This window comes from Micromonospora sp. Utrum1 (genome assembly GCF_057197805.1).
Genome location: NZ_CM170071.1, coordinates 5,940,474 through 5,966,469, shown reverse-complemented (window position 1 = coordinate 5,966,469; position 25,996 = coordinate 5,940,474). Strand labels below are relative to the sequence as shown.

Here is a 25,996-nt window from a genome sequence, read left to right as displayed (position 1 = left end):
GGCTCAGTCCCGGGGCAGCAGGCCGGTCGGATACTCCATGCCGTCGTGGGTGCAGGCGGCGGCGGCCACCCGGGCGGCGTACCGGGCCGCGCCGAGCGGGGTGGCGCCGCGCAGCCGGGCGGCGATCAGGCCGGCGGCGAACGCGTCGCCCGCGCCGTTGGTGTCGACCACGGCCGCCGGTGGGGTGGCGGCGGGCACGTGGACCGGCGGGGTGTCCGGGCCGTGCAGGGTGGCGCCGGCCGCCCCGCCGGTCACCAGCACCGTCCGCGGCGCCAGCCCGGCCGCCACCTTCCCGGCCCGGTCGCCCAGCCGGACGTCGCTGACGAAGACCAGGTCGGCCGCGTCGGCGAAGGGCCGGTGGTAGTCGTTCTCGCCGTCCCAGTCGTGCAGGTCGGTGGAGAGGGACACCCCGGTGCCGAGGGCGGTCCGCACGGTCGGCAGCACGTCCCGGGCCCAGTCCATGATCGAGACGTGCACGTGCGCCGCCGCGCGCACCAGCCCGGACAGCTCCGCCTCGCCGAACGGCGCCGGGCCGGACCAGGGACGCGGGTCGTAGAGCGACATCCGCCGGCCGGCCGGGTCGACCATGTTCACCGAGCGGCGGGTGCCGGCCGGCGCGTCGGCCAGCACGGCGCGTACCGAGGTGCGGGCCAGCGCCGCCCGGACCACGTCGCCGGCCGGGTCGGCCCCGAGCACGTCGACCAGCGCCACCCGCAGGCCGAGGCCGTGTGCGGCCAGTGCCACCCCGGCCCCGGTGTTGCCGATCCGCAACTCGATCGGTGGCACGGCCAGCGAGTCGGCCGCCGGCAGGGGCAGGGCGGGCACCTGGGCGCGGATGTCCACGCCCAACCCGCCGATCACGAGCAGATCGACCATGGCGCCGACAGTAGTCCGCGCCGGCCGCCTATCCTGGCCCCGGGCGTCGTCGAGGGGGAGTGCGTGCTGGTCATCCACGGGCTGTGGCTGTCCGGCCGCGGGCTCGCCGTCTGGGCCGAGGACAGCACGCTGCCGGCCCGGGCGCCCCGCCGGCCGGGCCGTGCCCCGCGCGAGCGGCCGCATCCCTTCGCCGCCGACCACGCCACCCTCGCCGCCGCGCTCGGCGACCCGGCGGGCGAGCCGGCCTCCGTGCTGCTCGACCTGCCCACCCGGGCCGGCTCGCCGCTGGACTCACCCGAGCTGGTCCGGACCACCGTCGGGGACCCGGTCCGCGGGCCGGTCACCCGCGCCGGCTGGCGGGTCCCCGCCCTGGCGTACGCCCCGGACGCCGCGTTCGCCCTGCTCCGGGCGCTGGCAGCGGGGGCGGCGGTGCCCGGCGCGAGCCTGCGCCACCTGGCCGAGCTGGCCGACTTCGCCACCGACCTGGTCAGCCGCGGCCGGGTGCTGCCGGGACTCGCCGATCCCGACACGGGCCCCGTCTCCACCAGGTCCGGAACGGCCGCAGAAGCAGGCCCGGTGGCATCGGCTTACCCGGCGGCACCAGGCAACCCGGCTGACGTGGCGGCACCGGCTGACCCGCCGGGCCCGGCGGCGCGCCTGCGTGTGGTCGACGACTCGGACGTGGTGACCGCGTCGGCCCTCTGGCGCCCGCTGCTCACCGGCACGGACGCCGCCTGGGCCCGCTCGTTGGCCCTCGCCCTGCCCCCGGCCGCCCGCGCCGCCCGCGAATGGCACCCGGCTGCCGCCGATCCGGGTGCGTCTGTTGTCGCTCGGGCGACCACGGATGCGCCCACAGCAGCCGACGGTTCGTCCCGCCCAGCGCCGGGCGCTGAGCCCGGGGAGCTGGTGGCCGAGGCGCTGGACGCGCTGGTCGACGCCGCCGCCCGGGCCGCTCTCGCCGACACCCGGCTGCCCCGGGGCATGCGCCCGGGCGGGCCGGTGCCGGCCTGGCTGGCGGCCCTCACCGGCCCGGAGCGGGTCTTCGCCGCCGAGCCGGCCGCCCTGGACACCCTCCGGGCCGAGCTGGACGCCTGGCAGCGTGACGCCGCCGGCGGCCCGGTGCGGGCGGCGTTCCGCCTGGTCGAGCCGCCCGTCGATCCGGTGGCCGAGCTGGTCGAGGGCGGCGCCTGGCGGGTCGAGTTCGGCCTGCACCCGACCGACGAGCCGGGGCTGGTGGTCGACGCGGCGCACATCTGGCAGCGGCCCGCGCCCGCGCTCGCCGCGCGCGGCGTCGACCCGCAGGAGACCCTGCTGGCCGAGCTCGGCCGGGCCAGCCGGCTCTGGCCCGAGCTGGACGCCGCGCTGCGCACCGCCGCGCCGGACGGCATGGAGCTGGACGCCGACGGCGCGCACCGGTTCCTGCGGGAGGGCGCGCCGGTGCTGCACGCGGCGGGCTTCGGGGTGCTGCTGCCCTCCTGGTGGCGGCGCTCCTCGTCCCGGCTCGGGGCGCGGCTGCGGGCGCGCAGCCGGACCGCGCCCGGCACGGTGGCCGTGGCCTCCGGCGGGCTCGGGCTGGACGCCCTGGTCGACTACCGCTGGGAGGTGGCCCTCGGCGACCAGCCGGTGACCGCCGAGGAGCTGGCCTCGCTGGCCGAGCTGAAGTCGCCGCTGGTCCGGCTGCGCGGCCGCTGGGTTGAGCTGGATCCGCAGCGGCTCGAAGCCGGGCTGCGGCTGCTCCGCTCCTCCGGCGAGCTGACCGTGGCCGACCTGCTGCGGATGGGCCTCGCCGGGGCCGAGGGCCCCGGCGAGCTGCCGGTGCTGGAGGTGGCCGCCGACGGCGCGCTGGGCGAGCTGCTGGCCGGGGAGGCGGAGCGACGGCTCACCCCGGCCGACCCGCCGGCCGGGTTCGCCGGGACGCTGCGGCCGTACCAGCGGCGGGGGCTGGCCTGGCTGGCCTTCCTCCAGTCCCTGGGGCTGGGCGGGATCCTCGCCGACGACATGGGGCTGGGCAAGACCGTGCAGCTGCTCGCGCTGCTCGCCGGGGACCCGCCGGCGGCGGGGCCCACGCTGCTGGTCTGTCCGATGTCGCTGGTCGGCAACTGGCAGCGGGAGGCGGCGAAGTTCGCCCCGGAGCTGCGGGTCCACGTGCACCACGGTGCCGAACGGGCCCGGGGCGAGGCGTTCGCCGCCGCCGTGCACGCCGCGGACCTGGTGCTGACCACCTACTCGGTGGCCGCCCGCGACGCCTACGAGCTGGCCGGGATCGACTGGCACCGGGTGGTGGTGGACGAGGCGCAGGCGATCAAGAACGCCTCCACCCGGCAGGCCGAGGCGGTGCGGTCGCTGCCCGCGCGGCACCGGGTCGCGGTCACCGGCACACCGGTGGAGAACCGGCTCGCCGACCTCTGGTCCATCATGCAGTTCGCCAACCCGGGCCTGCTCGGACCGGCCGCCACCTTCAAGAAGAAGTTCGCCGAGCCGATCGAGCGGCACGGCGACGCCGAGGTGGCCGAGCGGCTGCGCCGGATCACCGGCCCGTTCGTGCTGCGCCGGCTCAAGACCGACGCGTCGATCATCACGGACCTGCCGGAAAAGCTGGAGATGGAGGTGCTCTGCAACCTCACGGCCGAGCAGGCCGCGCTCTACCGGGCGGTGGTCGACGACATGATGGCGAAGATCGAGTCCAGCGACGGCATCGAACGCCGCGGCCTCGTGCTGGCCACCATGACCCGGCTCAAGCAGGTCTGCAACCACCCGGCCCAGCTGCTGCACGACGGCTCCGCCCTGCCCGGCCGCTCCGGCAAGCTGGAACGGCTGGAGGAGATCGTCGACGAGGTGCTCGCGGCCGGGGAGAAGGCCCTGCTCTTCACCCAGTACGCCGAGTTCGGCGGCATGCTGCGCGGCCACCTGTCGGCGCGTACCGGCCGGGAGGTGCTGTTCCTGCACGGCGGGGTGGGCAAGGCCGAACGGGACGCCCTGGTGACCCGCTTCCAGTCCCCGGAGGGCCCGCCGCTCTTCGTGCTCTCGCTCAAGGCCGGCGGCACCGGGCTCACCCTCACGGCGGCGAACCACGTGGTGCACGTGGACCGCTGGTGGAATCCGGCCGTCGAGGACCAGGCCACCGACCGGGCGTTCCGCATCGGCCAGCGCCGCCGGGTGCAGGTCCGCAAGTTCGTCTGCGCCGGCACGGTCGAGGAGAAGGTGGCCGCGATGATCGCCGACAAGCGGAGCCTGGCCCAGCGGGTGGTGGGCAGCGGCGAGCAGTGGGTCACCGAACTCTCCACCGACGCCCTGCGCGAACTGTTCGCGCTGGAGTCCGGGGCGGTGGTCGAGTGACCACACCGGACGGAGGGTCGCGGTTCGCCGAGTTCGGGCCGCCCCGGCGGGTTGAGGGCGGGCTGAAGGCGCGCAGCACCCGGGGCGCCATCGGGCGCTCGTGGTGGTCCCGGCGCTTCCTGGAGGTGCTGGAGTCCTTCGCGCTCGGCACCCGGCTCACCCGCGGCCGGGCGTACGCGCGCCGGGGCCAGGTGCTGCGGCTGGACGTCACACCCGGGCTGGTCACCGCCAGCGTGCAGGGGTCCCGGCCGGATCCCTACCCGGTGCGGATCGGGCTGGCCGCGTACCCGGACGAGGTGTGGGAGCGGATCGAGGCGGAGCTGGCCGGGCAGGCGTTCTTCAGCGCCCGGCTGCTCGCCGGTGACCTGCCGGCCGAGCTGGAGGAGCTGTTCACCGCGGCGGGCGCGCCGCTCTTCCCGGCCGCCGTCGGCGAGCTGGGCCAGCACTGCGGCTGCCCCGATTTCGCGGTGCCGTGCAAGCACCTCGCGGCCACGTTCTACCTGCTCGCCGAGGCGTTCGACGCCGACCCGTTCCAGCTCCTGCATTGGCGCGGGCGGGCTCGGGACGAGCTGCTCGACCGGCTCCGTACGCTGCGCGGCGCCGCCACCCCCGGCGGCGCACCGGCCGGCCCGGCGGCGGCCCTGGACGTACCGGCCGTGCCGGCGGACGCGGACGCCCGGCCGGCGGCGCAGCCCGTGGCCGGCGCGGGACGGGTGCTGGGCGGTCTGCCGGCGGTCCCGCCGGACGACGAGCTCGACCGGTTCTGGCTGTCGCCGGTGGCGTTGCCGGACCGGCCGCCCACCCTGGCCACCGGGCCGGAACTGTTGCTGCGCCAGCTCGGCCCGCCCGGGGCCGCGATCGGCGGCCCGGGCCTCGTCGAGCGGCTCCGCCGGGCATACCGGGAGTTCGGTCGCGAAACGGCGCCCAGGGAGTTCGGTCGCGAAGCGGCGCCCCGGGATTTCGGTCGCGGCGATGCGGCGGCGGGGTCGGACGACGCGCCACCGGCGCCGCGGTCATAGCCAGCGTCGGCGGAACCGCCACATGAGGCCGGCGTTGGCGAGCAGCACCACGGCGCAGATCGCGCCGGCCAGCCGCCCGGCCAGCACGGTCATCGCCGGCAGCGAGGCCCACAGCACGATCGTCAACAGCATCAGGTACCGGCCTCGGCGGCCCCGGGCCCGGTGGTCGAGCCGGGCGAAGAACTGCGGGTCACTCTCCCGCAGCTGGCGGGTGATCTGTTCGAACCTGCGCTGATCCTCTTTGCTGAGCATGGCGGTGCCTTCCCCTCACGGCTTCAGCGGTTCGGCGGCATACCCGCAACGGAGGCGGGTCACGCGCCGCCGCTGCCGCTGGTTTCGGCGAGCGGGACGGGCCTGGACGCACCGGTCGCAGACCCTCAGCACGGGCTTATCCGTGCCTTAAGTTTCCCTCAGTGATTGAACGCCCCTAACAGCGTCACGGCGGTCGAAAACGTCACGTCCGGGTGGTCACCGTCCGGGTCGGCCCTGCTCCGGAGGCCGCCGGCCCGGACGGGTTCCACCGGCCGCCGGAGGCCCGGCCTGAGCACCGTCTTAAGTGCCCTCACCGGCCCCGTCGGCGTGCCTTGAGCGGCTGGGAGCGCCTGGCTACTTTCCCGTAGCAACTCCTCCGGCAACCGTCGCCGCCCCTCCGCCCACCCCCTGGGTGGCAGGCGAGCCGGCGCTCGAAGAAAACGGGACAGCTACATGGCCGACCTGAACGTGCCACCGCGTCGACCCCGCGACGACCGCGGCTGGGACGGATTCCAGCACCCCCACCCGGACGGGTACCGCGACCTGGACAACGCCATGCCCTACGCCGGGCCCGCCGGCTACGCCACCCCGGCGCCTCCGGCGACCGGCCCGCAGTGGGTCGGGCCCGCCGGCTTCGCCGGCGGCGGCTACGCGCAGCCGTCCGGCGGCTATGCCCAGCCGTCCGGCGGGTACGCCCCGCCGCCCGGCCCGGGACTGCCCAACCTGGACGACGACGAGCCGCGCCGTGGCCGGCGCCGTGCCCTCGCCGCGCTCGGCGGCGCCGCGGTGGTCGCCGGTGGCGCCGCCCTGGCCCTGTCCCCGCGGGTCCGCGGCCTGTTCTCCGACGACCCGGTGGCCGGCGACGCGACCGGCACGGTGGTCACCGACGGCACCGCCGCCCGTCCCGGCGGTCAGCAGCCGAGCACGGTGCGCACCTACACCGAGCAGAACGAGAGCTACATGGGCTCCCGGGCCGGCGCGGCGCTCAAGCGCAACGCCCCGTCCGGTGGCCGGATCTTCGCCAGCCCGGCGGCGGCCGCGGCGGCCACGCAGGTGACCGTCAAGACGGTGCTCGCCAAGGACCCGATCCGCCACCTGGCCAGCCGGGCCACCTTCGGCGCCACGCCGAAGGTGCTCGCCGACATCAAGCGACTCGGCATCGACGACTGGCTTCGCCAGCAGCTCCAGCCGGAGAAGATCGCGCCGACCAAGGCCGAGCTGAAGCTGGCCGAGCTGCCCACGCTCAAGCTGACCCCGACCCAGCTGCGCGACCAGCGGGACCAGCTCAACGAGCGGGGGGCCCAGCCGGAGCGGGAGACGGTGGACGCCACCATCGCGCGGCAGATCTGGTCCGACCGCCAGCTCTTCGAGGTGATGGTCGACTTCTGGAACGACTTCCTCCACGTGGCGGCAGACTTCGACGGCGGCGAGATCTACCGCAACTCCTTCGACCAGGACGTCATCCGCAAGCACGCGCTGGGCAGCTACCCGGAGATGCTGGTCGCCGCCAACAAGCACCCGGCGCTGCTGATCTACCTGAACCAGACCGACTCGCGCAAGGACGCGGTCAACGAGAACCTGGCCCGGGAGAACCTGGAGCTCTACTCGGTCGGTGTGGACGGTGGCTACACCGAAAAGGACGTCCGCCAGGCCGCCCTGCTGCAGACCGGCCGGGGCGTGGCCGACGGCAAGTACGTCTTCCACGCCGACCGGCACTACCTCGGCAAGGTCAAGATTCTCGGGTTCAGCCACGCCAACAACTCGGCCGACCCGAAGGCCGCCGACAAGGTGATCGACCAGTACATCACCTACATCGCGCAGCACCCGTCGACCGCGCAGTACGTGGCCCGGAGCCTGGCCACCCGATTCGTCTCCGACACCCCGCCGAAGTCGCTGGTGGACCGGCTGGCCAAGGCCTACACCACCAACAAGGGCCAGATCCGGCCGGTGCTGGCCACCCTGTTCAGCTCGTCGGAGTTCTGGGCCGCGGTCGGCCAGAAGGTCCGCCGGCCGATGGAGTACCTGGTCGCCACGTACCGGTCGCTGGGCGTGGGGCCGGAGGCGTCCGCCGGTTTCGAGGGCGACAAGCGGCGCACCCCGTACGCCCAGGGGCTGCGGCAGATCCAGGACAAGCTGCGCGAGCTGGGCCAGTACCCGATGGGCAAGCCCACCCCGGACGGCTACGCGGACGTTTACGTGGCCTGGACCTCCGCCGGCACCATGGTCGACGGCTGGAACGAGGCCGGCGACCTGATCGGCGGCTGGCGCAAGCAGTTCACCTTCGTCAAGCCGGAGCAGCTGGTGGCGAAGCCGCCGGCGACCGCCGGGGCGTACGTGGACGCGCTGGCCCAGCGGCTCGTGCACCAGAAGCTGAGCGCCAAGGAGAAGGCCCTCGTGCTCGGCGTCGCCGGGGTGTCGGCCGGCGCCAAGGTCGACGCCACCTTCAACGGGGCCATCGCCGCGGTCGCGCGGACGATCCTCGCGTCCCCCCAGCACCACCTCCGGTGAGGCATTCGATGGAGATGACCGTGAACCCGTACCCCCTGCACCCCGAATGCCCCGACCTGCGGCGGCTGGCCGACAACCCGGCCGAGGCGCTGCTGCGCGCGGAGGCGGACATCGTCGCGGCGGAGAACGCCGCCGAGGCCGACCGGTACCGCCGGCTGGAGGAGTTGGAGGAGGCCCAGCAGGACGGCCGGGGCGTCACCCGGCGTACCTTCGTCGCCGGCGCCGCGGCCACCGCGACCGCCCTGGCCACCGCCCAGTTCGTCACCACCTCGGCGTCCTTCGCGGCGACGAAGACCGGCACCCTGATCCACGTCTTCCTCTACGGCGGGCTGGACGGGCTGAGCCTGGTCGCGCCGGCCGACGATCCGGTGCTCAACAGGACCCGCCCGGACCTGCTGCTGGGCAACGACTCGCTGGCGCTCGGCCGCGGCTTCAAGCTGACCAGCGCGTTCGCCCCGCTGGAGCAGTGGCTCAAGGCCGGCCAGCTCGGCTTCGTGCCAGCGGTCTCCGACCCGCGGCTGTCCCGCAGCCACTTCCAGGCGGCCGACGCCTGCAACCTGGGCGGCCTGCCCGGCGAGACCGGCGGCCGGGGCTGGCTGGACAGCCTGGTCGACACCCTCGGCAAGGGCACCGCGTTCCGCAGCGTCGGCATCGGCAGCACCCTGCCCCGCTCGCTGGTCGGCGTGAACGGCGCCATCTCCCTCAACAACGTCGGGGAGCTGCGGCTCAACGGCGACGACCGGTACCGCGCCGCCACCGAGAAGGCGATCCGCGGGCTCTTCACCGGGATCAACCACCCGGTGGAGGAGGCGGTGATCGAGGGGATGGGGGCGCTGGCCACCGCGCAGAAGCTCGCCGCGAAGCCGTACCAGGCCGCCGCCGGGGTGAAGTACGACGGTGTCGGCTACGCCTTCCAGCAGCTCGCCCAGCTCATCAAGGGCGGGGCGAACGTCCGGGTGGCGACGGTCGGCATGGGCGGCTACGACACCCACGAGAACCAGGGCACCCGCGAGGGCGGCCAGCTCTGGCGGCGGCTCAACGAGCTGGCGAGCGCCATGGCGGCGTTCTTCACCGACCTCGGTGACCGGGCCGCCGATGTGACGATCATGGTGTCCAGCGAGTTCGGCCGGCGGGTCGCCTCGAACCAGGGCGGCACCGACCACGGGCACGGCGGCGTGGTCACCATCCTGTCCGGGCGGAAGCTCGCCGGTTCACTCCTCGGCACGTGGAACGGGTTGAACGATCTCGACAGCGGAGACGTACCCGAGTACAACAACATGTTCAACGTCTACGGGTCCGTCGCGCAGGGCCGGTTCGGGCTGACGACCGCGCAGGTGGACAAGGTCTTCCCCCGGCAGAAGTACACCCCCGTGAAGCTGTACGCGTGACCTATCAGGACACTTACGCCGCCGGCCGCCGTACGAGGGCATCCGCCCCGTACGGCGGCCGTCCGGCTGCCCCCGTACCCCCGGGCCGGCCGCGCCGCGGGCCCGGCGGGCGGCGGGCGCTGGCCGCCGCGTTCTGGCTCGGCCTGGTCGCCGCCGTGCTGCCCTGGTGGCTCGCCACCCCGCCGGGCTCGCTGGCCGGCACCACCGCCGTGCTCACCGCGGCCGGCCGGATCACCGGCCTGGTCGCCGGCTACCTGCTGCTGGTCCAGGTGCTGATGATGAGCCGGCTCGGCGTGCTGGAGCGCTGGCTGGGCGGCGAGCGGCTCTCCCGGGTGCACCGGGACGTCGGGGCCACCCTGCTGATGGCGGTCCTCGCCCACCTGGCCCTGCTGGTGGTCGGCTACGCCCGGCTGGAGAAGAACTCGATCCTCGGCCAGGTCGGTGCGCTGCTGACCCACTACGAGGACATGGTCTCCGCCTTCGTGGCCGCTGGCATCATGGTGGCGGTCGGCTGCACGGCGGTCCGGGGCGTCCGCCGGCGGCTGCCCTACGAGCTCTGGTACCACCTGCACCTCACCAGCTACCTGGCCCTGCTGCTCGGCTACGGGCACCAGTTCAGCAACGGCGCCCAGCTCTACGGGCCCGGCCCGGTGCGCACCGGCTGGATCGCCGCGTACCTGCTGGTGGTGGCCGCGCTGGTGTGGGGCCGGCTGATCGCTCCGTTGCGCTTCAACCTGCGGCACCGGCTGCGCGTCGCCGACGTGGTGGCGGAGAGCCCGGACACCATCTCGATCTACCTGACCGGCTACCGGCTCAACCAGATCGACCTGCTCGGCGGGCAGTACTTCCGCTGGCGCTTCCTGAACCCCGGCTGCTGGTGGCAGTCGCACCCGTTCTCGCCCTCCGCGGCGGGCAACGGCCGCTGGCTGCGGCTCACCGTGAAGGTCGTCGGCCGGCACACCGCCGACCTGCGGGATCTCACCCCGGGCACCCGGGTCTGGGCGGAGGGGCCGTCCGGCACCTTCACGGCGGCGCACCGGACCCGGGAGCGGGCCCTGCTGATCGCCGGGGGCAGCGGCATCGCCCCGCTGCGGGCCATGCTGGAGGAGCTGCCGCCCGGGGCGGCCCTGATCTACCGCGCCCGCACCCCGGCCGACGTGCTGCTGCACAACGAGCTGGATTGGCTCGCCCAGGCCCGGCACACCTCGGTCTGGTACGTGATCGGCTCCCGCGACGACCCCGGCCCCCGCCAGGTGATGAGCCCGGAGGGGCTGCGCCGGCTGCTGCCCGACCTGACCCGTCGCGACGTCTACCTGTGCGGCCCGGGCGGCCTGGTCGAGGAGGCGGTCGGGGCGCTGCGCCAAGCCGGGGTGCCCCGCCGGCAGATCCACCGCGCCACCTTCGAGCTGTAGAGAGGCCCCGCCCATGCGTCGCGCGTTCCTCGCGATCACCGGCCTGGCCGCCGGCACCACCGCGCTGGTGGTGCTCAAGGGCGCCCCGGGCGCAGGCCAGGCCGCCCAGGACCGGCCGGTCGCCGAGGCCCCCGTCGTGCCCGCCGGCTCGCCGGCCCCCGGCCCGACCCCGGGCGGCGGCACCCCCTCCGCCCGCCCGAGCGCGTCGGCGAAGCCGAGCCCTCGGGCCGGTGCCAGCCGCGCCCCGGCCAGTCGGACCACCCGGGCCGCCCCGCGAACCACCACCGCCGCGCCGCGGACCACCGCCCCGCGGACCACCACCCGCACGGTCACCGGGCCCGTGGTCACCTACGAGTACGGCTCGCTCCAGGTGCGGATCACGCTGAGCGGCAGCCGCATCGTCGACGCCACCGGCCTCGGAATGCCGCTGGACGGGCAGTCCGGGCTGCGCAGCGACGACGTGCAGGCCCGCTACAGCGGCAGCTCGGGCGAGGTGGTCGCCAAGCAGGGCACCAACCTGAGCACCGTCTCCGGGGCCACCTACACCAGCACGGCGTACAAGCGGTCGCTCCAGGCCGCGATCGACAAGGCGTGAGGGTGGCCGGGGCGCGGCCCGGCCTGCGCCGGGTCGAGCAGATCATGGGTACGGCGATCAGCCTCGACCTGGCCGACGACCTGCCCGCCGCCACCCTGCACGAGCTGGCCGAGCGGACCTTCGCCTGGCTGCGCGAGGTGGACGCGCGGTTCAGCACCTACCGGGCGGACAGCGAGGTGTGCCGCCTGGACCGGGACGAGCTGCCGCTCGCCGAGGCCTCCGCCGACCTGCGGGCGGTGCTGGAGCGCTGCGCCGACCTGTGGACCGGGACCGACGGCTTCTTCGACGCGTACGCCACCGGGCGGCTGGACCCGTCGGGCTACGTCAAGGGCTGGGCGGCGCAGGTCGCCTCGGACCGGCTTGTGGCCGCCGGCGCGTCGAACCACTGCCTGAACGCCGGCGGCGACGTCCGGGTACGCGGCCAAGCGGCCACCGGCGGGCCGTGGCGCATCGGCGTGCGGCACCCCTGGGACCCGGCCGCCACCTGCCTGGTGCTGACCGGCACCGACCTGGCGGTCGCCACCTCCGGCGTCTACGAGCGCGGTCACCACGTCATCGACCCGCGCCGGGGCGCCCCGGCCGCCGGCCTGCGCTCGGTCACCGTGGTCGGCCCCGACCTCGGGGTCGCCGACGCCTACGCCACCGCCGCCGTCGCCATGGGCGAGCCCGGCATCGCCTGGCTGGACCGGCTGCCCGACCCCTGGCGGCACGCGGTGGTGACCGACGACGCCCGCCTGCTGCGCTCCCGCACCCTGCCGGTGACGGACTGACCGTCAGCGGCGGGGCTCAGCGGAGGGGGCGGTGGGTGGTGGCCGGACGGGAGCCGCGGGGGCGGGAGCCCCGGGGCCGGGTGCCCCACGGGCGGGTGAACCCCCAGCGGTACGGGCGGCGCCGGTGCCGCGGTGGCTCGGTGCCGCCGCTGTGGCGGGCCGCGTCGTCCCCGGACATCCTCCACCCCCGCTCTGGCGCGCGTGCGCCCTCAGCAGGCACAACGAGTGCGACGCCGGTGAGGTCGCTGTCCGGGGGCCGTCGGTCAGCAGCCGCGCCGGGGGAGGGGGAGCTGGCCGGGGAGCAGCTCGGAGGCGAGCGTGACCCCGGCGGCCCGTAACGCCTCGATCAGCGCGTTCTGCACCAGGTACGAGTCGGGCAGCCGCCAGCGCGCCTGCTCGGGGGCGACCGCCCAGCGCACCGTCCCCTCGGGCAGCCGGGTCGGCGGGGCCGGGATCCACGAGCCGGGACCGTGCCGGACCACGTGGAAGCAGTGCTCCAGCTCCGGGCGCAGCGGGTCGCCGGGGCGGACCAGGAACATCCAGCGGCCGGTGGGGGTGACCAGCACCGGTCCGCGTACGCCGAAGCCGGCCGGGTGGGTGGCGATCGTGTCCAGCACGCGCCGGCCCAGGTGGGCGGCGACCTCCAGCACGTCGAACGCGCGTCCGGTGGGCAGCAGCACCCCGTGCGGGCGGTTGCGCCACCAGGTGGCCACCCGGGCCGGGTCGGCGCTCGCCGCGTGCTCCCAGTTCTCCAGGGCGGGATGGCAGCCGATCGTGGGGCAGCCGGCCCGGCCGCAGACGAAGCGGCTGTTGGCCAGGCAGGCGCCGGGGGTCACCTCCCAGCCGTGCGCGGCGTACCGGACGGCGACCCGGCGCAGCCGGACCCGTTCCAGCGGCGACAGGTGAGCGACGCGCGGTCCGACATTCCCCCACATGTGTGCCATCCCCTCTCGCCCGCCCGAACTGTCCACACACCACACGTCGAACACCGTCACTGCCGTAACCCACGCTCGTTGAGCTGACGAACGGCTGATGCAACTTGCACGAAAACTAGGAGAACTGGCTGTACGGCCGACGTACAGACTGTGCGACCAGCGAAAACCTGGAAACCGAAGGACCGTCGCGATTGGTCGATCGGGGGGATCGGCCGGACGCGGGCAGGGGGAGGGATGGGGAGATGGATGAGCTACCCATAGGCCGGCGGGTGGCGTACTGGCGGAGCCGGCGCAAGATGTCCCAACAGGTCTTCGCCGACCGGCTTGGCAAGTCCAAGAGCTGGGTGGACAAGGTGGAGCGCGGCGTCCGGCGGCTGGACAAGTTCTCCGTCCTCTACGAGATCGCCGACATCCTCCAGGTCGACGTGCAACTGCTCCTCGGCAAGGACCCGGAGCGGCGCAGCGACGCCCTCAACTGCATCGACCAGGTCGAGGTCGAGGAGATCCGGGCCGCGCTGGAGCGCTACGACTCGATGAGCGCGTACTTCGACGCGGCGCCCTACCCCCCGCCGCTGGCCGACATGCGCAAGGCGGTCAACCACGCCTGGCTCACCTACCAGTACGGCCGCTACGGCATGCTCACCCGTGCCCTGCCCAAGCTGCTGCGCGACGCCCAGGCCGCCGACGCCGGCTACCGCGGCGACCAGGCCCGGGAGGCCGCCCACCTGCTCGGGCAGGTCTACCAGATCGCGTCCTCGGTGCTGCGCAAGCTCGGCGAGTGCGACCTGTCCTGGCTGGCCGCCGACCGCTCGATGGCGGTCGCCCAGCGGGCCGACGACCCCCTGCTCGCCGGCATCGCCACCACCCGGGTCTGCAACGCCCTCGTCGCGATGGGCCGCCCCCGCCCGGCGCTCGAACTCAACGTGCGGATCGCCAACCGGCTCGCCCCCGGTGGCGAGAACGACGTCCGGCCGGAACGCCTCTCCGTCTACGGCATGCTGCTGCTCCAGGGCGCGATGGCCGCCGCCCGGATCGGCGACTCGGCGACCGTGGACGACCTGCTCACCGGGGCCGCCGAGGCGGCCACCCTGCTCGGCGGGGACCACAACCACTACTGGACCTCGTTCGGCCCGACCAACCTGGAGCTGCACCGGGCGGCCGCGGCCGTCGAGCTGGGCGACGGCGGCCGGGCGGTGGAGACCCACCACCGCCTCGCCGAGCCCGCGTTCAACGCGCTGCTGCCCGAGCGGCGCGCGCACCACCTGCTGGACATCGCCCGCGGCTTCGCCCAGATCGGCGACGTCGCGAACGCGGGAGACATGCTCCTCCGCGGCGACCGGCTCGCGCCCTCCGAGATCCGTTGCCGGCCCATCGCCCACGAGGTGATGTCGGACGTGCTCCGTCGCACACGGGGTGCGCCGCCTTCGCCGATCGCGGAGTTGGCTGAGCACATGGGAGTCGGAGTATGAGCACGGCGCCGGTCGGATGACCGGTCCGCACACCAGCAACGGGCACCGTCGGGTGCTCTACGTCATCGCCTGCGGTTCGCCGCTGGCCCGTCACGTCGGCCGGCTGGTCGACCTCGCCCAGCAGGACGGCTGGCAGGTCTGCGTGGTCACCACGCCGGACGGGGCGAAGTTCGTCGACCGGACGGCGTTGGCCCGGCAGAGCGGCCACCCGGTCCGTACCTACTACAAGAACCCGGGCGACCCGGACGTGCTGCCCCCGGCGGACGCCATGCTGGTCTGCCCCGCGACGGTGAACACCGTCAACAAGTGGGCGGTCGGCATCGCCGACACGCTCGCCCTCGGGCTGCTGGTCGAGGGGCAGGGGATGGGCGTGCCGATCGCCGCCGTGCCGTACACGAACGTGGCGATGGCCGCGCACCCGGCGTTCCGGGCCAGCCTGGTCCGGTTGCGTGAGTGGGGGGTCCGGGTGGTCTTCGGCGACCACGTCGTGCCGCTACACCCGCCCGGCACCGGCGAGCGGCACCTGGACGCCTTTCCGTGGGGAGCCGGCCTGGCCGCGCTGCGCGGCGCGCCACGCCCGGTCGCCCCGGTCGGCTGACCGGCTCCGCACCGGCCGGCGGGATCCGCCCGCCGGCCCGGTCCGGGCCAGCCGGCCCGCACGGGGCCCCGACGCCGGTAAGCTGGCCGGCCGTGAGCACAACCGGATCGCCGCCCACGGTCGCCGACGTGGTGGCCGCGCTGGACCGCCGCTACCCGCCCGCCTGGGCCGAGGAGTGGGACCGGGTCGGCCTGGTGCTCGGCGAGCCGGCCACCCCGGTCCGGCGGGTCGCCTGCGTGGTCGACGTGGTCCCGGAGACGGTGGCGGAGGCGCTCGCCGCCGGGGCCGACATGATCGTCGCGCACCACCCGCTGCTGCTGCGCGGGGTCTCCTCGGTGGCCGCCACCACGTACAAGGGGCGGATCGTGCACCGGCTGATCAAGGCGGACGTGGCGCTGTACGTGGCGCACACCAACGCCGACGTGGCCGACCCCGGGGTGTCCGACGCCCTGGCCGCCCGGTTCGGGCTGACCGGGCTGCGCCCGCTGCACCCCCCGCCCCCCGGCTCGCCCGCCGCCGGGCCCGGCCGGGGCATCGGCCGGATCGGGGAGCTGCCCGCCCCGCTGACCCTGGCCGAGCTGACCCGGCAGGCCGCCGCCGTGCTCCCCGTCACCGCCTGGGGAGTTCGCGCCGCCGGGGATCCCGGGCGTATGGTTCGTACCCTCGCCGTCAGCGGCGGCTCGGGGGACAGCTTCCTCGCCGAGGCGACCGCGGCCGGGGTGGACGCGTTCCTCACCGCCGACCTGCGCCACCACCCCGCCGGCGAGCACCTCGCCGCCGGCGGGCCGGCCCTGCTGGACGCCGCCCACTGGGCGACCGAGCGCCCCTGGCTGGACGACCTGGCCGCCCACCTCCGGGACGAGCTGGGCCTCGAGACCGTCGTGTCCGACCTGGACACCGACCCGTGGACCGTGCACGCCGCCGCACCCCGACCGGACGACAAGGAGCCCCGACCGTGAAGGCTGACCCCAAGGTGCAGCGCCGCCTGCTCGACCTGCAGGCGATCGACACCGCGCTCGCCCAGCTCGCCCACCGCCGCCGGACGCTGCCCGAGCTGGCCGAGCTGGAGGCCTTGGCGCGCGAGCTCTCCGCGCTGGAGGACGAGCGGGTCCGCGCCCAGGTGGCCGTGGACGACCTGGACCGGGACATCGCCCGGCTGGAGAAGGACGTCGACCAGGTCCGGGCCCGCAAGAGCAAGGACGAGGACCGGCTGGCCGCGGGCAGCGGCCCGGCCCGTGAGCTGGAGGCGCTCCAGCACGAGTTGGCCTCGCTGAACCGCCGGCAGAACGACCTGGAGGACGCCGAGCTGGAGATGATGGAGCAGCGGGAGACCGCGCAGGGCGTGCTGGACGGCGTCGAGCGGCGGATCGCCGAGGCGCGCGACCGGCGCGTCGCGGCCGAGCAGCGCCGCGACGAGAGCCTCGGCGAGATCGCCAAGGAGGAGGAGTTCAAGCGGAGCGCGCGCCAGCCGCTCGCCGGCGACCTCCCGGCCGACCTGGTCGCCCTCTACGACCGGATCCGCACGGACACCGGGCTCGGCGCGGCGCTGCTCACCGGCGCCCGCTGCGGGGGCTGCCGGCTGGAACTCTCCGGCGCCGACCTGGCGCGGATCCGCAAGGCCGACCCGGACGAGGTGGTCCGCTGCGAGGAGTGCCGGCGGATCATGGTCCGGACCAACGAGTCGGGGCTGTAGCCGTCGTGGCGGTGCGCGCGGTGGTGGTGGAGGCCGACGGCGGGTCCCGCGGCAACCCGGGGCCTGCCGGCTACGGCGCGGTGGTCCGCGACCCTGCGACCGGCGAGGTGCTGGCCGAGCGCGCCGAGGCGATCGGCACGGCCACCAACAACGTGGCCGAGTACCGGGGCCTGATCGCCGGGCTGGAGGCCGCCGCCGAGCTGGGCGCGGCCGAGGTCGAGGCCCGGATGGACTCCAAGCTGGTGGTCGAGCAGATGTGCGGCCGCTGGCAGATCAAGAACCCCGGGCTGCGGCCGCTCGCCGCGCAGGCCGCCGGGCTTGTCGGCCGGTTCGCCAGCGTGCGGTTCAGTTGGGTGCCCCGGGAGCGCAACAAGCACGCCGACGCGCTGGCGAACGCGGCGATGGACGCGGCGGCCGGCCTGGCTCCGACCCGGCCCGTCGTGGAGTCGCCGCGGATCGTCGAGCCGCCGCGCGAGGTGGCCGCCCCCGACTCGGCCGCCCGGGCCGCGGCCCGCGAGGTGGCCGCCCGCGCCGCCACCGGCCGGGCCACCGGCACGGACCCGGCCACCACGCCGGCCTCCTGGGAGCCGCGCCCGACCGAGGAGGCCACCCGGCTGATCCTGGTCCGGCACGGCGAGACCGAGCGGACCGTGCAGAAGCGCTACTCGGGCCGCGGTGACGTGCCGCTGACCGACCGGGGCCGGGCCCAGGCCCGCGCCACCGCCGCCCGGGTGGCCGCCCTCGCGCCGTCGGTCGCGGCCGTGGTCAGCTCCCCGCTGTCCCGGTGCACGGCCACCGCCGAGGCGATCGCCGCGCTGGTCGGCAACCCACCGGTACGCCCCGACGACGACCTGATCGAGTGTGACTTCGGGGTCTGGGAGGGGTGCACCTTCGCCGAGGTGCGCGACGGCTGGGCCGGGGAACTGGACGCCTGGCTCGCCTCCACGAGGGTCGCCCCGCCCGAGGGCGAGTCGTTCGCCGCGGTCGCCGAGCGGACCGGCCGGGCGGTCGACCGGCTCCGGAAGGCGTACCCGGGAGAGACGGTCGTGGTGGTCTCCCACGTCTCGCCGATCAAGCTGGTGCTGCGCGACGCCCTCGCGGCCGGCGACGCGTTCCTGCACCGCCTCTACCTGGACACCGCGGGGGTCTCGGTGCTCGACCTCTACCCGGACGGCGGCGTCGCGGTCCGCTCGGTCAACGACACCGCCCACCTCGCCGACCTCTGAACCTTTGGACGTCGCCGTTCGGCGCACGCCGGCGGCCGCTCGGCGCATCGGCGTCCTCCGGTAGAACGTGACCGCGCTCACAGGGTCGTAGCCTCCGGCCGTCACATGGCAAGTTACGACTTCCCGGAGGTGTGTCACATGGCAGCACCAGAACCGGAGGCGCCGACAACGGCGCGATCCAGGGCGAAGGACCACAGCCCCTGGAACTGGTTGCTCTTCATACCGATCGTGGTGCCGCTGATCCCGGCCTTCTTCAACGCCGACTCGCCCCGGCTGTTCGGTTTCCCGCGTTTCTACTGGCTGCAACTGGCCTGGATCATCCTCGGCGTGGCCACCACCACGCTCGTGTACCAGATGACCAAGAGGCGGGGTGATCGCTGATGTGGCGCGACCACCTGACCGAGATCATCGTCTTCAGCCTCCTCTTCCTGCTGGTCAGCGCCATGGGTTTCGTGGCGGCCCGGTGGCGGGCGCCGCGCGACATGGCGCACCTGGACGAGTGGGGGCTGGGCGGGCGCAGCTTCGGCGGCTGGATCACCTGGTTCCTGGTCGGCGGTGACCTCTACACCGCGTACACCTTCGTGGCGGTGCCGGCGCTGATCTTCGGGGCCGGGGCGGCGGGCTTCTTCGCCGTGCCGTACACGATCGTCATCTACCCGTTGGTGTTCCTGGTGCTCTGCCGGCTCTGGTCGGTCTCGCACCGGCACGGCTTCGTCACCCCGGCGGACTTCGTCCGCAACCGGTTCGACTCGCCGATCCTGGCGCTGCTGATCGCCATCACCGGCATCGTGGCGACCATGCCGTACATCGCCCTGCAGCTGGTCGGCATCGAGGCGGTGCTCAAGACGATGGGCGTGACCGGGGACAGCGCGCTGGCCCGGCACCTGCCGATCATCATCGCGTTCGCCATCCTGGCGGCCTACACCTACCAGTCCGGGCTGCGCGCGCCGGCGCTGATCGCCTTCGTCAAGGACTCGCTGATCTACATCGTGATCCTGGTGGCGGTCATCTACCTGCCCTACAAGCTGGGCGGCTGGGGCGACATCTTCGACGCGGCCGACGCCAAGTTCAAGGCGTCACCCGCCCCCGGGGACGGCATCCTGCTCAACGCCAACAACCAACTTCAGTACGTCACCCTGGCGTTCGGCTCGGCGCTGGCGCTGTTCCTCTACCCGCACAGCATCACCGGCGTGCTGGCCAGCCGGAACCGCGACGTGATCAAGCGGAACATGTCCGCGCTGCCGGCGTACAGCCTGCTGCTCGGGCTGATCGCGCTGCTCGGCTACATGGCCATCGCGGCGAACGTGAAGCCGCTGCCCGGCGCCAAGGCCGGCAGCGTGGACGGCAACACGGTGGTGCCGCTGCTCTTCGACAGCCAGTTCCCGGACTGGTTCGCGGGCGTGGCGTACGCGGCCATCGGCATCGGCGCGCTGGTGCCGGCGGCGATCATGTCAATCGCGGCGGCGAACCTGTTCACCCGCAACATCTACAAGGAGTACCTGAAGCGGGACGCCAGCCCGGCGCAGGAGGCGAACGTCTCGAAGATCACCTCGTTGGTGGTGAAGGTCGGGGCGGTGGCCTGCATCGTCTTCCTAGACCCGCAGTTCTCCATCGACCTCCAGCTCATCGGCGGCGTGATCATCCTCCAGACGCTGCCGGCGGTGGCGCTGGGCCTCTACACCCGCTGGTTCCACCGGGGCGCGCTGATCGCCGGCTGGGTGGCCGGCATGGGGCTCGGCATGTGGATGCTCTACCAGATCGGGAACCCGACGACCGGGAAGAAGCACTTCGCCGGTTCGGCCTTCCCGCTCTCCGAGTTCGGCTTCGACACCCAGAAGACGATCTACGTGGGCATCGTGGCGGTGCTGGTCAACCTGGTGGTGGCCGCGCTGCTCACCCTGGTGCTGCGGGCCGCGAAGGTGGCCGACGGGGTGGACAGCACCACCCCGGACGACTACTTCGCCGACGAGGGCGACCCGCGGGTCACCCCCGGGGCGGAGCGGGACGCGGACGCCGCTCCCGAGCCGGTCGCCTGAGCTGTCCGAGGCCCCGGTCGCCACGGTTGGCGGCCGGGGCCTCGCCATGTGCTCAGCGGCGGCGGGTGCGCGATTCGAGGGCCTCGTTGAGCCGGTGCAGCAGGTCCGCGAGGCTCTCCCGGTCGTCGGGGGACCAGGCGGCCAGGATGTCGCCGTAGAGCCGGGTGCGGGCCGCCCGCACCGCGGCCATCCGCTGGAGGCCGGCCGGGGTGGGGGAGATCACCGTGCCGCGCCCGTCGGCCGGATCCGGGGCACGCGCGATCAGCCCGTCCCGCTGCATCGCCGAGACCTGCCGGGTGACCGTGGAGCCGTCCAGGTTCAGCTTCGTGGCCAGCGCGGAGACGTTCTGCGGGCCGGCGCCGGCCAGGTGCCGCAGGATCACGTACGCCGCCCGGTCCAGCACCCGGTGCTCGGCCGTGCCGGTGGCCCGGCGGGTCGCCTCGCCGAGCCGCAGGAGCATCGCGACCTCGGTCTCGATCCGACCGAGGGTGGCCTCGTCCTGACCGGTTCCTGCCGTGTGGTCGTCCGTCATAGCTGTATGATACAACAGGTTTACCTGTAAGATACAGCTATACGTCTGGAGGCGCGGAGTGGATCGGCGATCCGAACCCAACCGCAGTGCCATCTACGCCACCACCCTGGTGGCCTTCCTCGCCATCGCCGGCATCGCCGTGGTGGACCCGATCCTGCCCGCCATCGGCGAGGCCATCGGGGTCACCGCCTGGCAGGTCGAGCTGCTCTTCACCGCCTACATCGCGGTGATGGCGCTCGGCATGATCCCGGCGACCCTGGCCAGCGGGCGGTTCGGCTTCAAACCGGTGCTGATCACCGGCGTCTCGGTGGTCGGCCTGGCCGCCATCCTCGCGTCGTTCAGCAACGACATCGTCCAGCTCTCCGCGCTGCGTGGCGTCTGGGGCCTGGGCAACGCGATGTTCTTCGCCACCGCCATGGTGGTGCTGGTCAACCTCGCCAACGACCGGGAGTGGGTGGTCGGTCTCTTCGAGACCGCGCTCGGTCTCGGCTTCGCCGTCGGCCCGCTGATCGGTGGCCTGCTCGGCGAGGTGAGCTGGCGACTGCCCTTCTTCGTCTGCGGTGTGTTCATGGTGCTGGCGCTGGCCGTCGCGTCGCGCAAGCTCCGGGAACCGGCCCACAAGCAGCCCCCGGTACGCCTCGGTGCGATCTTCTCCACCTACCGCAAGCCGGCGTTCGTCATCCTCTGCGTGGTCACCGCCGCCTACAACTTCGTCTTCTTCGTGGTGCTCGGCTACACGCCGCTCTACCTGCGCCTCGATATCATCCCGCTGGGCCTGGCCTTCACCGGCTGGGGCCTCGGCCTGGCCGCCGGCATCCTGTTGATCGGCCACCGGCTGGCGCACCGGATCGGCGCCGTGCAGACCGTCGGCGTCGCCATCGCCGGCCTGCTGGTCTGCATGGTCGGATTCGCCACCTCCACCGGCACCGCCATGTCGCTGGTGGTGCTGGTCCTCGCCGGCCTGTTCATGGGCCTGGCCAACGCCAACCTCACCGACCTCGCCCTCGGCCTCGGCTCCAGCGACCGCCGGGTCGCCACCGGCGCGTTCAACCTGGTCCGCTGGGGCGCCGCCGCGCCGGCCCCGATCATCGCCGGCAAGCTCGCCGAGCGCGGGCTGGCCCTGCCGTTCTGGGTCGGCTTCGGGGTGCTCGCGGTCGGCGTGCTGGTCTACCTCGCCTTCGCGCACGTGATGGCCGCCGGCTACGGCGAGCGGGTGCTCTGGTCCCGGTGGAACTCCGCCGCCCGGCGCAACGAGCACGCCCCGGAGGAGCCGGTCGGCGAGGCGTACTGAGCTGCCGTTCCGGTCGGACCGCCCCGATGTCCCGTCGGGGCGGTCCGGTGTCCGGGGCGGTCAGCCCAGGGCGCGGTAGAGCAGGTAGAGGCCGATCACCGTGCCGAAGACCACGATGAGGGCCCGCAGCACCACCGGTGGGAGCCGGCGGACCAGCCGGGCGCCCGCGTACCCGCCGACCAGGGTGGCCGGCGCGACCACCGCGACCGCGGCCCAGTCGACCGGACCGAAGAGCGCGAACACCACGAGCGTGGTCAGCCCCACCATGGCCGAGAGCAGGTTCTTGATGGCCGACACCCGGGCCAGCGTGGTGTCCAGTACCAGGGCCAGGCCGGCCACCAGCATCACTCCGAGCGCCGCGCCGAAGTAGCCGCCGTACACGGTGCCGAGCGCGACCATGGCCTGCACGGTGACGGTACGGCGGCGCGGGCTCAGGTCGGCCGGATGGCCGACCAGCCGGCGCAGCGGATCCTGGAAGGCCAGCACGGCCGTCGCGCCCAGCACCAGGAACGGCACCACCAGTTCGAACGCGCGCGCCGGGGTGGCCAGCAGCAGCACGCAGCCGACCACGGTGCCCGCCACGGCGGTGGGCAGCAGCGGCCAGAGCACCCGCCCGCGGGGCAGGTCGGTCCGGCTGCCCGCCACGCTCGCCACGTAGCCGGGGAAGACCGACACCGAGTTGGTGACGTTGGCGGGGACCGGGAGCAAACCGGTCGCGATCAGGGCCGGGAAGGTGATCAGGGAGCCACCCCCGGCCACCGCGTTCACCGTGCCCGCGGCGAGCCCGGCGGCCACCAGCAGCGCGGCGTCGGAGAGGTCCATGATCCCGCAGGCTAGCCCGACCGCCACGCCCGCGCAGGACCGGCCTCACCGCAGACCGGGGCGCGGGTCGCGGGGTGGAAATGGCTGGGGCGGCGCCGTCGTTAGGATGAGGGCGCGACGGACGAGTCGACCGGGCGGTCGCGTCGACGGGCTGCGGCCCGTCGCCGAGGAACGTCCGGACTCCACAGGGCAGGGTGGTTGCTAACGGCAACCCGGGGTGACCCGCGGGACAGTGCCACAGAAAACAGACCGCCGGCCCGACACGGGACGGTAAGGGTGAAACGGTGGGGTAAGAGCCCACCAGCATCCCGGGTGACCGGGATGGCTCGGTAAACCCCACCCGGAGCAAGGCCAAGAAAGGGCCGTCACCGCAAGATGACGACCCGCGCAGACGCTTGAGGGCGGCCCGCCCGATGTCTGCGGGTAGGCCGCTGGAGCCTGCCGGCGACGGTAGGCCGAGATGGATGGCCGCCGCCGGCGCACCTTTCGGGGCGTGCCGGTCACAGAATCCGGCGTACAGGTCGACTCGTCCGTCGCCCTACGGCGCAAATGTCCGGTCCGCTGAACTCGTGAGACACCGGCCCCACGAGTCGCCAGGAGCACAACTTGCCGGGACACAACTAGGATCGTGGAGTGGTTCGGGCGGAGGTCGTACAGGACGAGCAGCGGTTGCGCCGCATCGAGGCGGTAACCGACGCCACGCTGTCCCGACTCGACGTGGCCGACCTCTTCGACGAGATGCTCGACCGGGTGCGTGAGCTGCTCCAGGTCGACACGGCGGCGATCCTCCTGCTCGACGTCCGCGCCCAGCAACTCGTGGCCACGGCCGCCCGGGGGCTGGAGGAGGAGGTCCGGCAGGGTTTCCGGGTCTCCGTCGGCCGCGGGTTCGCCGGCCAGGTCGCGCTCACCCGGCAGCCGGTGATCATCCAGACCGTCACGTCCGACAACGTGGTCAACCCGGTGCTGATCCAGACCGGGGTGCAGTCCCTCCTGGGCGTGCCGATCATGGCCCGGGGCGAACTCGTCGGCGTCCTGCACGTGGGCACCCTGAGGCCCCGGCGGTTCACCCTCGACGACGTCCAGCTGCTCGAGCTGGTCGCCGACCGGCTCAGCCTGGCCAGCCGGGCCCGGGCGAACACCCTGGACCAGTCCGCCGCCCTGGCCCTGCAACGCAGCCTGATCCCCGCCGAACTGCCCCGCCTGCCCGGCCTGGAGCTGGCCGGCCGGTACGTGCCGGGCCACGCCTCCGGCGTCGGCGGCGACTGGTACGACGTCTTCACCCTGCCGTCCGGCTGGCTGGGCGTGGTGGTCGGCGACGTCGCCGGGCACGGGCTCCAGTCCGCGGTCGTGATGGGCCGGGTCCGCAGTGCGCTGCGCGCCTACGCGCTGGTCTGCGACGACCCGGCGGAGGCGCTCACCCTGCTCGACCGGAAGGTGGTCCACTTCGAGGCGGGCAGCCTGACCACCGCGCTGTACGTGATGATCTCCCCCGACCGCGAGACGCTGCGCATCTCCGTGGCCGGCCATCCGCGCCCCGTGATGGCCGCGCTCGGCCGGCCGAACGCCGTGCTCGGCGCGCACATCGATCCGCCGCTCGGCGCCGGCCGCCGGGATCAGGCGCGGCGCACCACGACGGTGGACTTCCCGCCCGGCTCGGTCCTGGTCGCCTACACCGACGGCCTCGTCGAGCGTCGCGGGGAGCTGTTCGACGCGGGCGTGGCCCGGCTGACCGCGGCCGTCCCGCTGGCTTCCGTCGACACCGTGGCCGCCACCGTCATGGCGGCTCTGGACACGGAGCACCCGGCCGACGACATCGCCCTGCTGGCCATCCGCCGGCCGCCCCGCTGACCCGCGTCACCCCGGCGGCCAGTTCCGCAGCAGCGCGTCCAGCGCGTCGAGGGTGCGCGACCAGGTGGCGTCCGTCGTACGCGGGGTGTGGCGGAAGCCGCCCGCCCGCTCGAGCGACACGTAGCCGTGGAAGGTGCTGTGCAGCAGGCGTACCGCGTCCGTCTGGTCGGGCTCGGCGAGCCGGTAGCCGCGCAGGATCGCCCGGGTCATCTCCGCGTGCCGCCGCGCCGCGCTCGCCTCCGCCGTCTCCCGGTCCAGTTGCAGTTGCGCCGCGGCGTACCGGCCGGGATGCCGGGTGGCGTAGTCCCGGTAGGCGTTGGCGAAGGCTACCAGCGCGTCCTTGCCGGCCCGGCCGGCGAGCGCGTCGGCGGCCCGGTCGGCCATCTCCGCCAGGGCCAGCATCGCCACCCGGACCCGCAGCTCCTGGGCGTTCCTCAGGTGGAAGTAGAGGCTCGCGTCCTTCACCCCGAAGCGGCGGGCGAGCGCCGTGACGGTCACGTTCTCGAAGCCGACCTCGTCGGCCATCTCGGCCGCCGCCAGGGTCAGGCGTTCGACCGTCAGCCCCGCACGGGCCATGTGCCCCACCCCACATCTAGTCGCTCTAGTTCTTTATCTAGGGGCTCTAGACTAGTGCCTATGACACCCCTGACTGAGGCTGCCATCCGGGCCTCCTTCGTCAATTGCACCAAGGGCGAGGCGAAGCGCCTGGCCCTGCCCCGGGATCTGGCCGAGCGGCCCTGGGCGGACCTCGACTTCCTCGGCTGGCGCGACCCCGCCGCGGCGGAGCGGGCCTACCTGGTCGCCGAGTCCGGCACCGGGCTGCTCGGGGTGGCGCTGCGGGTGGCGCCGCAGACCGGGCGGGTCCGGCGCAGCATGTGCTCGCTCTGCCTGACCACGCACACCGGGGACGGCGTCTCGCTGATGACCGCCCGCAAGGCCGGGCGGGACGGGCGGGCGGGCAACTCGGTCGGCACCTACCTCTGCACCGACCTCGCCTGTTCGCTCTACCTGCGGGGCAGGAAGAGCGCCGGACGGCGCCTCGACGAGTCCATCACGCTGGGCGAGAAGATCGACCGGACCACCGCGAACCTCGGCGCCTTCCTCCATCAGGTCGTCGGCTAGGCCACCGTGCGGACGGCCGGACGATGGCCGCATGGCGTCGAGCCCACCGTCCGACCGGGTCGGCGCAGGCGTTCCTGCTCACCATCGCCCTCGGGCCCGACAGCACCCGTTCGGCCCGGACCGTCGCCGCCCTGCTCGGCGCGGCCCTGGCCGGGCCCTGTGCTCAGCTGATGGCCAAGCACCGGCTACTGGAGACAAGTGACAGCCGCCCGGCTGAGCGGATCGAGCAGCAGCTCGGCCTCGACCGCTGACCCTGGACTCTCGACGG

Annotated in this window: 23 protein-coding genes, 1 other RNA gene and 2 pseudogenes; 20 read left to right on the top strand and 6 right to left on the bottom strand. The window is 74.2% G+C overall.

Annotated features, from left to right (window positions below):
* Positions 1-3 precede the first annotated feature (3 nt).
* Positions 4-876, bottom strand: coding sequence for a carbohydrate kinase family protein (locus AC0OLQ_RS27920; protein WP_484528719.1), 873 nt, complete (start codon positions 874-876; stop codon positions 4-6).
* Between the two features lie 63 nt (positions 877-939).
* Between AC0OLQ_RS27920 and AC0OLQ_RS27915 the strand changes: the two are divergent.
* The 3 genes and pseudogenes from AC0OLQ_RS27915 to AC0OLQ_RS27905 all read left to right on the top strand — a co-directional run.
* Positions 940-1,434: pseudogene (locus tag AC0OLQ_RS27915) on the top strand (ATP-dependent helicase); the annotation flags it as partial.
* A 129-nt stretch (positions 1,435-1,563) separates the two neighbouring features.
* Positions 1,564-4,212: pseudogene (locus tag AC0OLQ_RS27910) on the top strand (DEAD/DEAH box helicase); the annotation flags it as partial.
* Positions 4,209-5,231: an SWIM zinc finger family protein gene (locus AC0OLQ_RS27905; protein ID WP_484528718.1), complete on the top strand. Its 1,023-nt coding sequence runs from the start codon at positions 4,209-4,211 to the stop codon at positions 5,229-5,231. The pseudogene AC0OLQ_RS27910 and the gene AC0OLQ_RS27905, both read left to right, overlap by 4 nt.
* Here AC0OLQ_RS27905 and AC0OLQ_RS27900 read toward each other — a convergent pair.
* Positions 5,226-5,483, bottom strand: a complete 258-nt coding sequence (locus AC0OLQ_RS27900) for a DUF3040 domain-containing protein (RefSeq protein WP_355349829.1) — start codon at positions 5,481-5,483, stop codon at positions 5,226-5,228. The genes AC0OLQ_RS27905 and AC0OLQ_RS27900 overlap by 6 nt on opposite strands.
* 453 nt (positions 5,484-5,936) lie before the next feature.
* Between AC0OLQ_RS27900 and AC0OLQ_RS27895 the strand changes: the two genes are divergently transcribed.
* From AC0OLQ_RS27895 to AC0OLQ_RS27875, 5 genes are read left to right on the top strand one after another with little or no spacing between them, the layout of a single operon-like run.
* A complete protein-coding gene (locus tag AC0OLQ_RS27895; RefSeq protein ID WP_484528717.1) occupies positions 5,937-7,991 on the top strand; it encodes a DUF1800 domain-containing protein in 2,055 nt (684 codons plus the stop codon).
* A gap of 14 nt (positions 7,992-8,005) precedes the next feature.
* Positions 8,006-9,379: a DUF1501 domain-containing protein gene (locus tag AC0OLQ_RS27890; protein ID WP_484532451.1), complete on the top strand. Its 1,374-nt coding sequence runs from the start codon at positions 8,006-8,008 to the stop codon at positions 9,377-9,379.
* Complete coding sequence (locus AC0OLQ_RS27885; protein WP_484528716.1) at positions 9,376-10,791, top strand: ferredoxin reductase family protein; 1,416 nt, start codon at positions 9,376-9,378, stop codon at positions 10,789-10,791. Before AC0OLQ_RS27890 ends, AC0OLQ_RS27885 begins: the two co-directional genes overlap by 4 nt.
* A 13-nt stretch (positions 10,792-10,804) precedes the next feature.
* Entirely contained in the window at positions 10,805-11,386 is a 582-nt protein-coding gene (locus tag AC0OLQ_RS27880) for an FMN-binding protein (RefSeq protein ID WP_484528715.1), read from the top strand.
* Between the two features lie 44 nt (positions 11,387-11,430).
* A complete protein-coding gene (locus tag AC0OLQ_RS27875; RefSeq protein ID WP_484532450.1) occupies positions 11,431-12,156 on the top strand; it encodes an FAD:protein FMN transferase in 726 nt (241 codons plus the stop codon).
* A gap of 263 nt (positions 12,157-12,419) precedes the next feature.
* Here the strand turns inward: AC0OLQ_RS27875 and AC0OLQ_RS27870 are convergent, their stop codons facing one another.
* Positions 12,420-13,100: a bifunctional DNA primase/polymerase gene (locus AC0OLQ_RS27870; protein ID WP_484528714.1), complete on the bottom strand. Its 681-nt coding sequence runs from the start codon at positions 13,098-13,100 to the stop codon at positions 12,420-12,422.
* A 233-nt stretch (positions 13,101-13,333) separates the two neighbouring features.
* On the opposite strand from AC0OLQ_RS27870, the gene AC0OLQ_RS27865 reads away from it, so the two are divergent.
* The 7 genes from AC0OLQ_RS27865 (at position 13,334) to mctP (ending at position 20,113) form a co-directional block, all read left to right on the top strand.
* The gene (locus AC0OLQ_RS27865; protein WP_484528713.1) at positions 13,334-14,560 is read left to right on the top strand and encodes a helix-turn-helix domain-containing protein; all 1,227 of its coding nucleotides are present in this window, start codon (positions 13,334-13,336) and stop codon (positions 14,558-14,560) included.
* 16 nt (positions 14,561-14,576) lie between these two features.
* Complete coding sequence (locus AC0OLQ_RS27860) at positions 14,577-15,158, top strand: flavoprotein (RefSeq protein WP_484528712.1); 582 nt, start codon at positions 14,577-14,579, stop codon at positions 15,156-15,158.
* Between the two features lie 128 nt (positions 15,159-15,286).
* Positions 15,287-16,117 (top strand): Nif3-like dinuclear metal center hexameric protein, encoded by an 831-nt coding sequence (locus AC0OLQ_RS27855; protein WP_357335927.1) that lies wholly within the window; start codon positions 15,287-15,289, stop codon positions 16,115-16,117.
* Positions 16,114-16,851 carry a zinc ribbon domain-containing protein gene (locus tag AC0OLQ_RS27850; RefSeq protein WP_357335751.1) on the top strand — a complete coding sequence of 246 codons (738 nt, stop codon included), beginning with the start codon at positions 16,114-16,116 and terminating at the stop codon, positions 16,849-16,851. Before AC0OLQ_RS27855 ends, AC0OLQ_RS27850 begins: the two co-directional genes overlap by 4 nt.
* A 5-nt stretch (positions 16,852-16,856) precedes the next feature.
* Positions 16,857-18,077: a bifunctional RNase H/acid phosphatase gene (locus tag AC0OLQ_RS27845; protein ID WP_484528711.1), complete on the top strand. Its 1,221-nt coding sequence runs from the start codon at positions 16,857-16,859 to the stop codon at positions 18,075-18,077.
* 138 nt (positions 18,078-18,215) lie between these two features.
* The gene (locus tag AC0OLQ_RS27840; protein WP_357335746.1) at positions 18,216-18,458 is read left to right on the top strand and encodes a DUF3311 domain-containing protein; all 243 of its coding nucleotides are present in this window, start codon (positions 18,216-18,218) and stop codon (positions 18,456-18,458) included.
* The gene (gene mctP / locus AC0OLQ_RS27835) at positions 18,458-20,113 is read left to right on the top strand and encodes a monocarboxylate uptake permease MctP (RefSeq protein ID WP_484528710.1); all 1,656 of its coding nucleotides are present in this window, start codon (positions 18,458-18,460) and stop codon (positions 20,111-20,113) included. Before AC0OLQ_RS27840 ends, mctP begins: the two co-directional genes overlap by 1 nt.
* 52 nt (positions 20,114-20,165) lie before the next feature.
* On the opposite strand, the gene AC0OLQ_RS27830 is transcribed toward mctP, so the two are convergent.
* Positions 20,166-20,645, bottom strand: coding sequence for a MarR family winged helix-turn-helix transcriptional regulator (locus AC0OLQ_RS27830; RefSeq protein ID WP_484528709.1), 480 nt, complete (start codon positions 20,643-20,645; stop codon positions 20,166-20,168).
* A 58-nt stretch (positions 20,646-20,703) separates the two neighbouring features.
* Between AC0OLQ_RS27830 and AC0OLQ_RS27825 the strand changes: the two genes are divergently transcribed.
* On the top strand, positions 20,704-21,936 hold the full coding sequence (locus tag AC0OLQ_RS27825; protein ID WP_484528708.1) for an MFS transporter: 1,233 nt from the start codon (positions 20,704-20,706) through the stop codon (positions 21,934-21,936).
* A 60-nt stretch (positions 21,937-21,996) separates the two neighbouring features.
* On the opposite strand, the gene AC0OLQ_RS27820 is transcribed toward AC0OLQ_RS27825, so the two are convergent.
* On the bottom strand, positions 21,997-22,758 hold the full coding sequence (locus tag AC0OLQ_RS27820) for a sulfite exporter TauE/SafE family protein (RefSeq protein ID WP_357335735.1): 762 nt from the start codon (positions 22,756-22,758) through the stop codon (positions 21,997-21,999).
* 122 nt (positions 22,759-22,880) lie between these two features.
* On the opposite strand from AC0OLQ_RS27820, the gene rnpB reads away from it, so the two are divergent.
* Positions 22,881-23,291, top strand: an RNA gene (gene rnpB / locus AC0OLQ_RS27815) — RNase P RNA component class A.
* 100 nt (positions 23,292-23,391) lie between these two features.
* Positions 23,392-24,606: a PP2C family protein-serine/threonine phosphatase gene (locus AC0OLQ_RS27810; protein WP_484528707.1), complete on the top strand. Its 1,215-nt coding sequence runs from the start codon at positions 23,392-23,394 to the stop codon at positions 24,604-24,606.
* A gap of 6 nt (positions 24,607-24,612) precedes the next feature.
* On the opposite strand, the gene AC0OLQ_RS27805 is transcribed toward AC0OLQ_RS27810, so the two are convergent.
* Positions 24,613-25,182, bottom strand: coding sequence for a TetR/AcrR family transcriptional regulator (locus tag AC0OLQ_RS27805; RefSeq protein WP_357335730.1), 570 nt, complete (start codon positions 25,180-25,182; stop codon positions 24,613-24,615).
* A 60-nt stretch (positions 25,183-25,242) separates the two neighbouring features.
* Between AC0OLQ_RS27805 and AC0OLQ_RS27800 the strand changes: the two genes are divergently transcribed.
* The gene (locus AC0OLQ_RS27800) at positions 25,243-25,728 is read left to right on the top strand and encodes an FBP domain-containing protein (protein ID WP_484528706.1); all 486 of its coding nucleotides are present in this window, start codon (positions 25,243-25,245) and stop codon (positions 25,726-25,728) included.
* Between the two features lie 23 nt (positions 25,729-25,751).
* Positions 25,752-25,979, top strand: coding sequence for a hypothetical protein (locus AC0OLQ_RS27795; RefSeq protein ID WP_484528705.1), 228 nt, complete (start codon positions 25,752-25,754; stop codon positions 25,977-25,979).
* Positions 25,980-25,996 lie beyond the last annotated feature (17 nt).

Coding starts and splice junctions, on each gene's coding strand:
- AC0OLQ_RS27900 (WP_355349829.1), bottom strand. CDS start 5,483: ATGCTCAGCAAAGAGGATCAGCGCAGGTTCGAACAGATCACCCGCCAG.
- AC0OLQ_RS27795 (WP_484528705.1), top strand. CDS start 25,752: ATGGCCGCATGGCGTCGAGCCCACCGTCCGACCGGGTCGGCGCAGGCG.
- AC0OLQ_RS27890 (WP_484532451.1), top strand. CDS start 8,006: ATGACCGTGAACCCGTACCCCCTGCACCCCGAATGCCCCGACCTGCGG.
- AC0OLQ_RS27805 (WP_357335730.1), bottom strand. CDS start 25,182: ATGGCCCGTGCGGGGCTGACGGTCGAACGCCTGACCCTGGCGGCGGCC.
- AC0OLQ_RS27860 (WP_484528712.1), top strand. CDS start 14,577: ATGACCGGTCCGCACACCAGCAACGGGCACCGTCGGGTGCTCTACGTC.
- AC0OLQ_RS27920 (WP_484528719.1), bottom strand. CDS start 876: ATGGTCGATCTGCTCGTGATCGGCGGGTTGGGCGTGGACATCCGCGCC.
- AC0OLQ_RS27895 (WP_484528717.1), top strand. CDS start 5,937: ATGGCCGACCTGAACGTGCCACCGCGTCGACCCCGCGACGACCGCGGC.
- AC0OLQ_RS27830 (WP_484528709.1), bottom strand. CDS start 20,645: ATGACGGACGACCACACGGCAGGAACCGGTCAGGACGAGGCCACCCTC.
- AC0OLQ_RS27880 (WP_484528715.1), top strand. CDS start 10,805: ATGCGTCGCGCGTTCCTCGCGATCACCGGCCTGGCCGCCGGCACCACC.
- AC0OLQ_RS27840 (WP_357335746.1), top strand. CDS start 18,216: ATGGCAGCACCAGAACCGGAGGCGCCGACAACGGCGCGATCCAGGGCG.
- AC0OLQ_RS27865 (WP_484528713.1), top strand. CDS start 13,334: ATGGATGAGCTACCCATAGGCCGGCGGGTGGCGTACTGGCGGAGCCGG.
- mctP (WP_484528710.1), top strand. CDS start 18,458: ATGTGGCGCGACCACCTGACCGAGATCATCGTCTTCAGCCTCCTCTTC.
- AC0OLQ_RS27875 (WP_484532450.1), top strand. CDS start 11,431: ATGGGTACGGCGATCAGCCTCGACCTGGCCGACGACCTGCCCGCCGCC.
- AC0OLQ_RS27800 (WP_484528706.1), top strand. CDS start 25,243: ATGACACCCCTGACTGAGGCTGCCATCCGGGCCTCCTTCGTCAATTGC.
- AC0OLQ_RS27820 (WP_357335735.1), bottom strand. CDS start 22,758: ATGGACCTCTCCGACGCCGCGCTGCTGGTGGCCGCCGGGCTCGCCGCG.
- AC0OLQ_RS27870 (WP_484528714.1), bottom strand. CDS start 13,100: ATGGCACACATGTGGGGGAATGTCGGACCGCGCGTCGCTCACCTGTCG.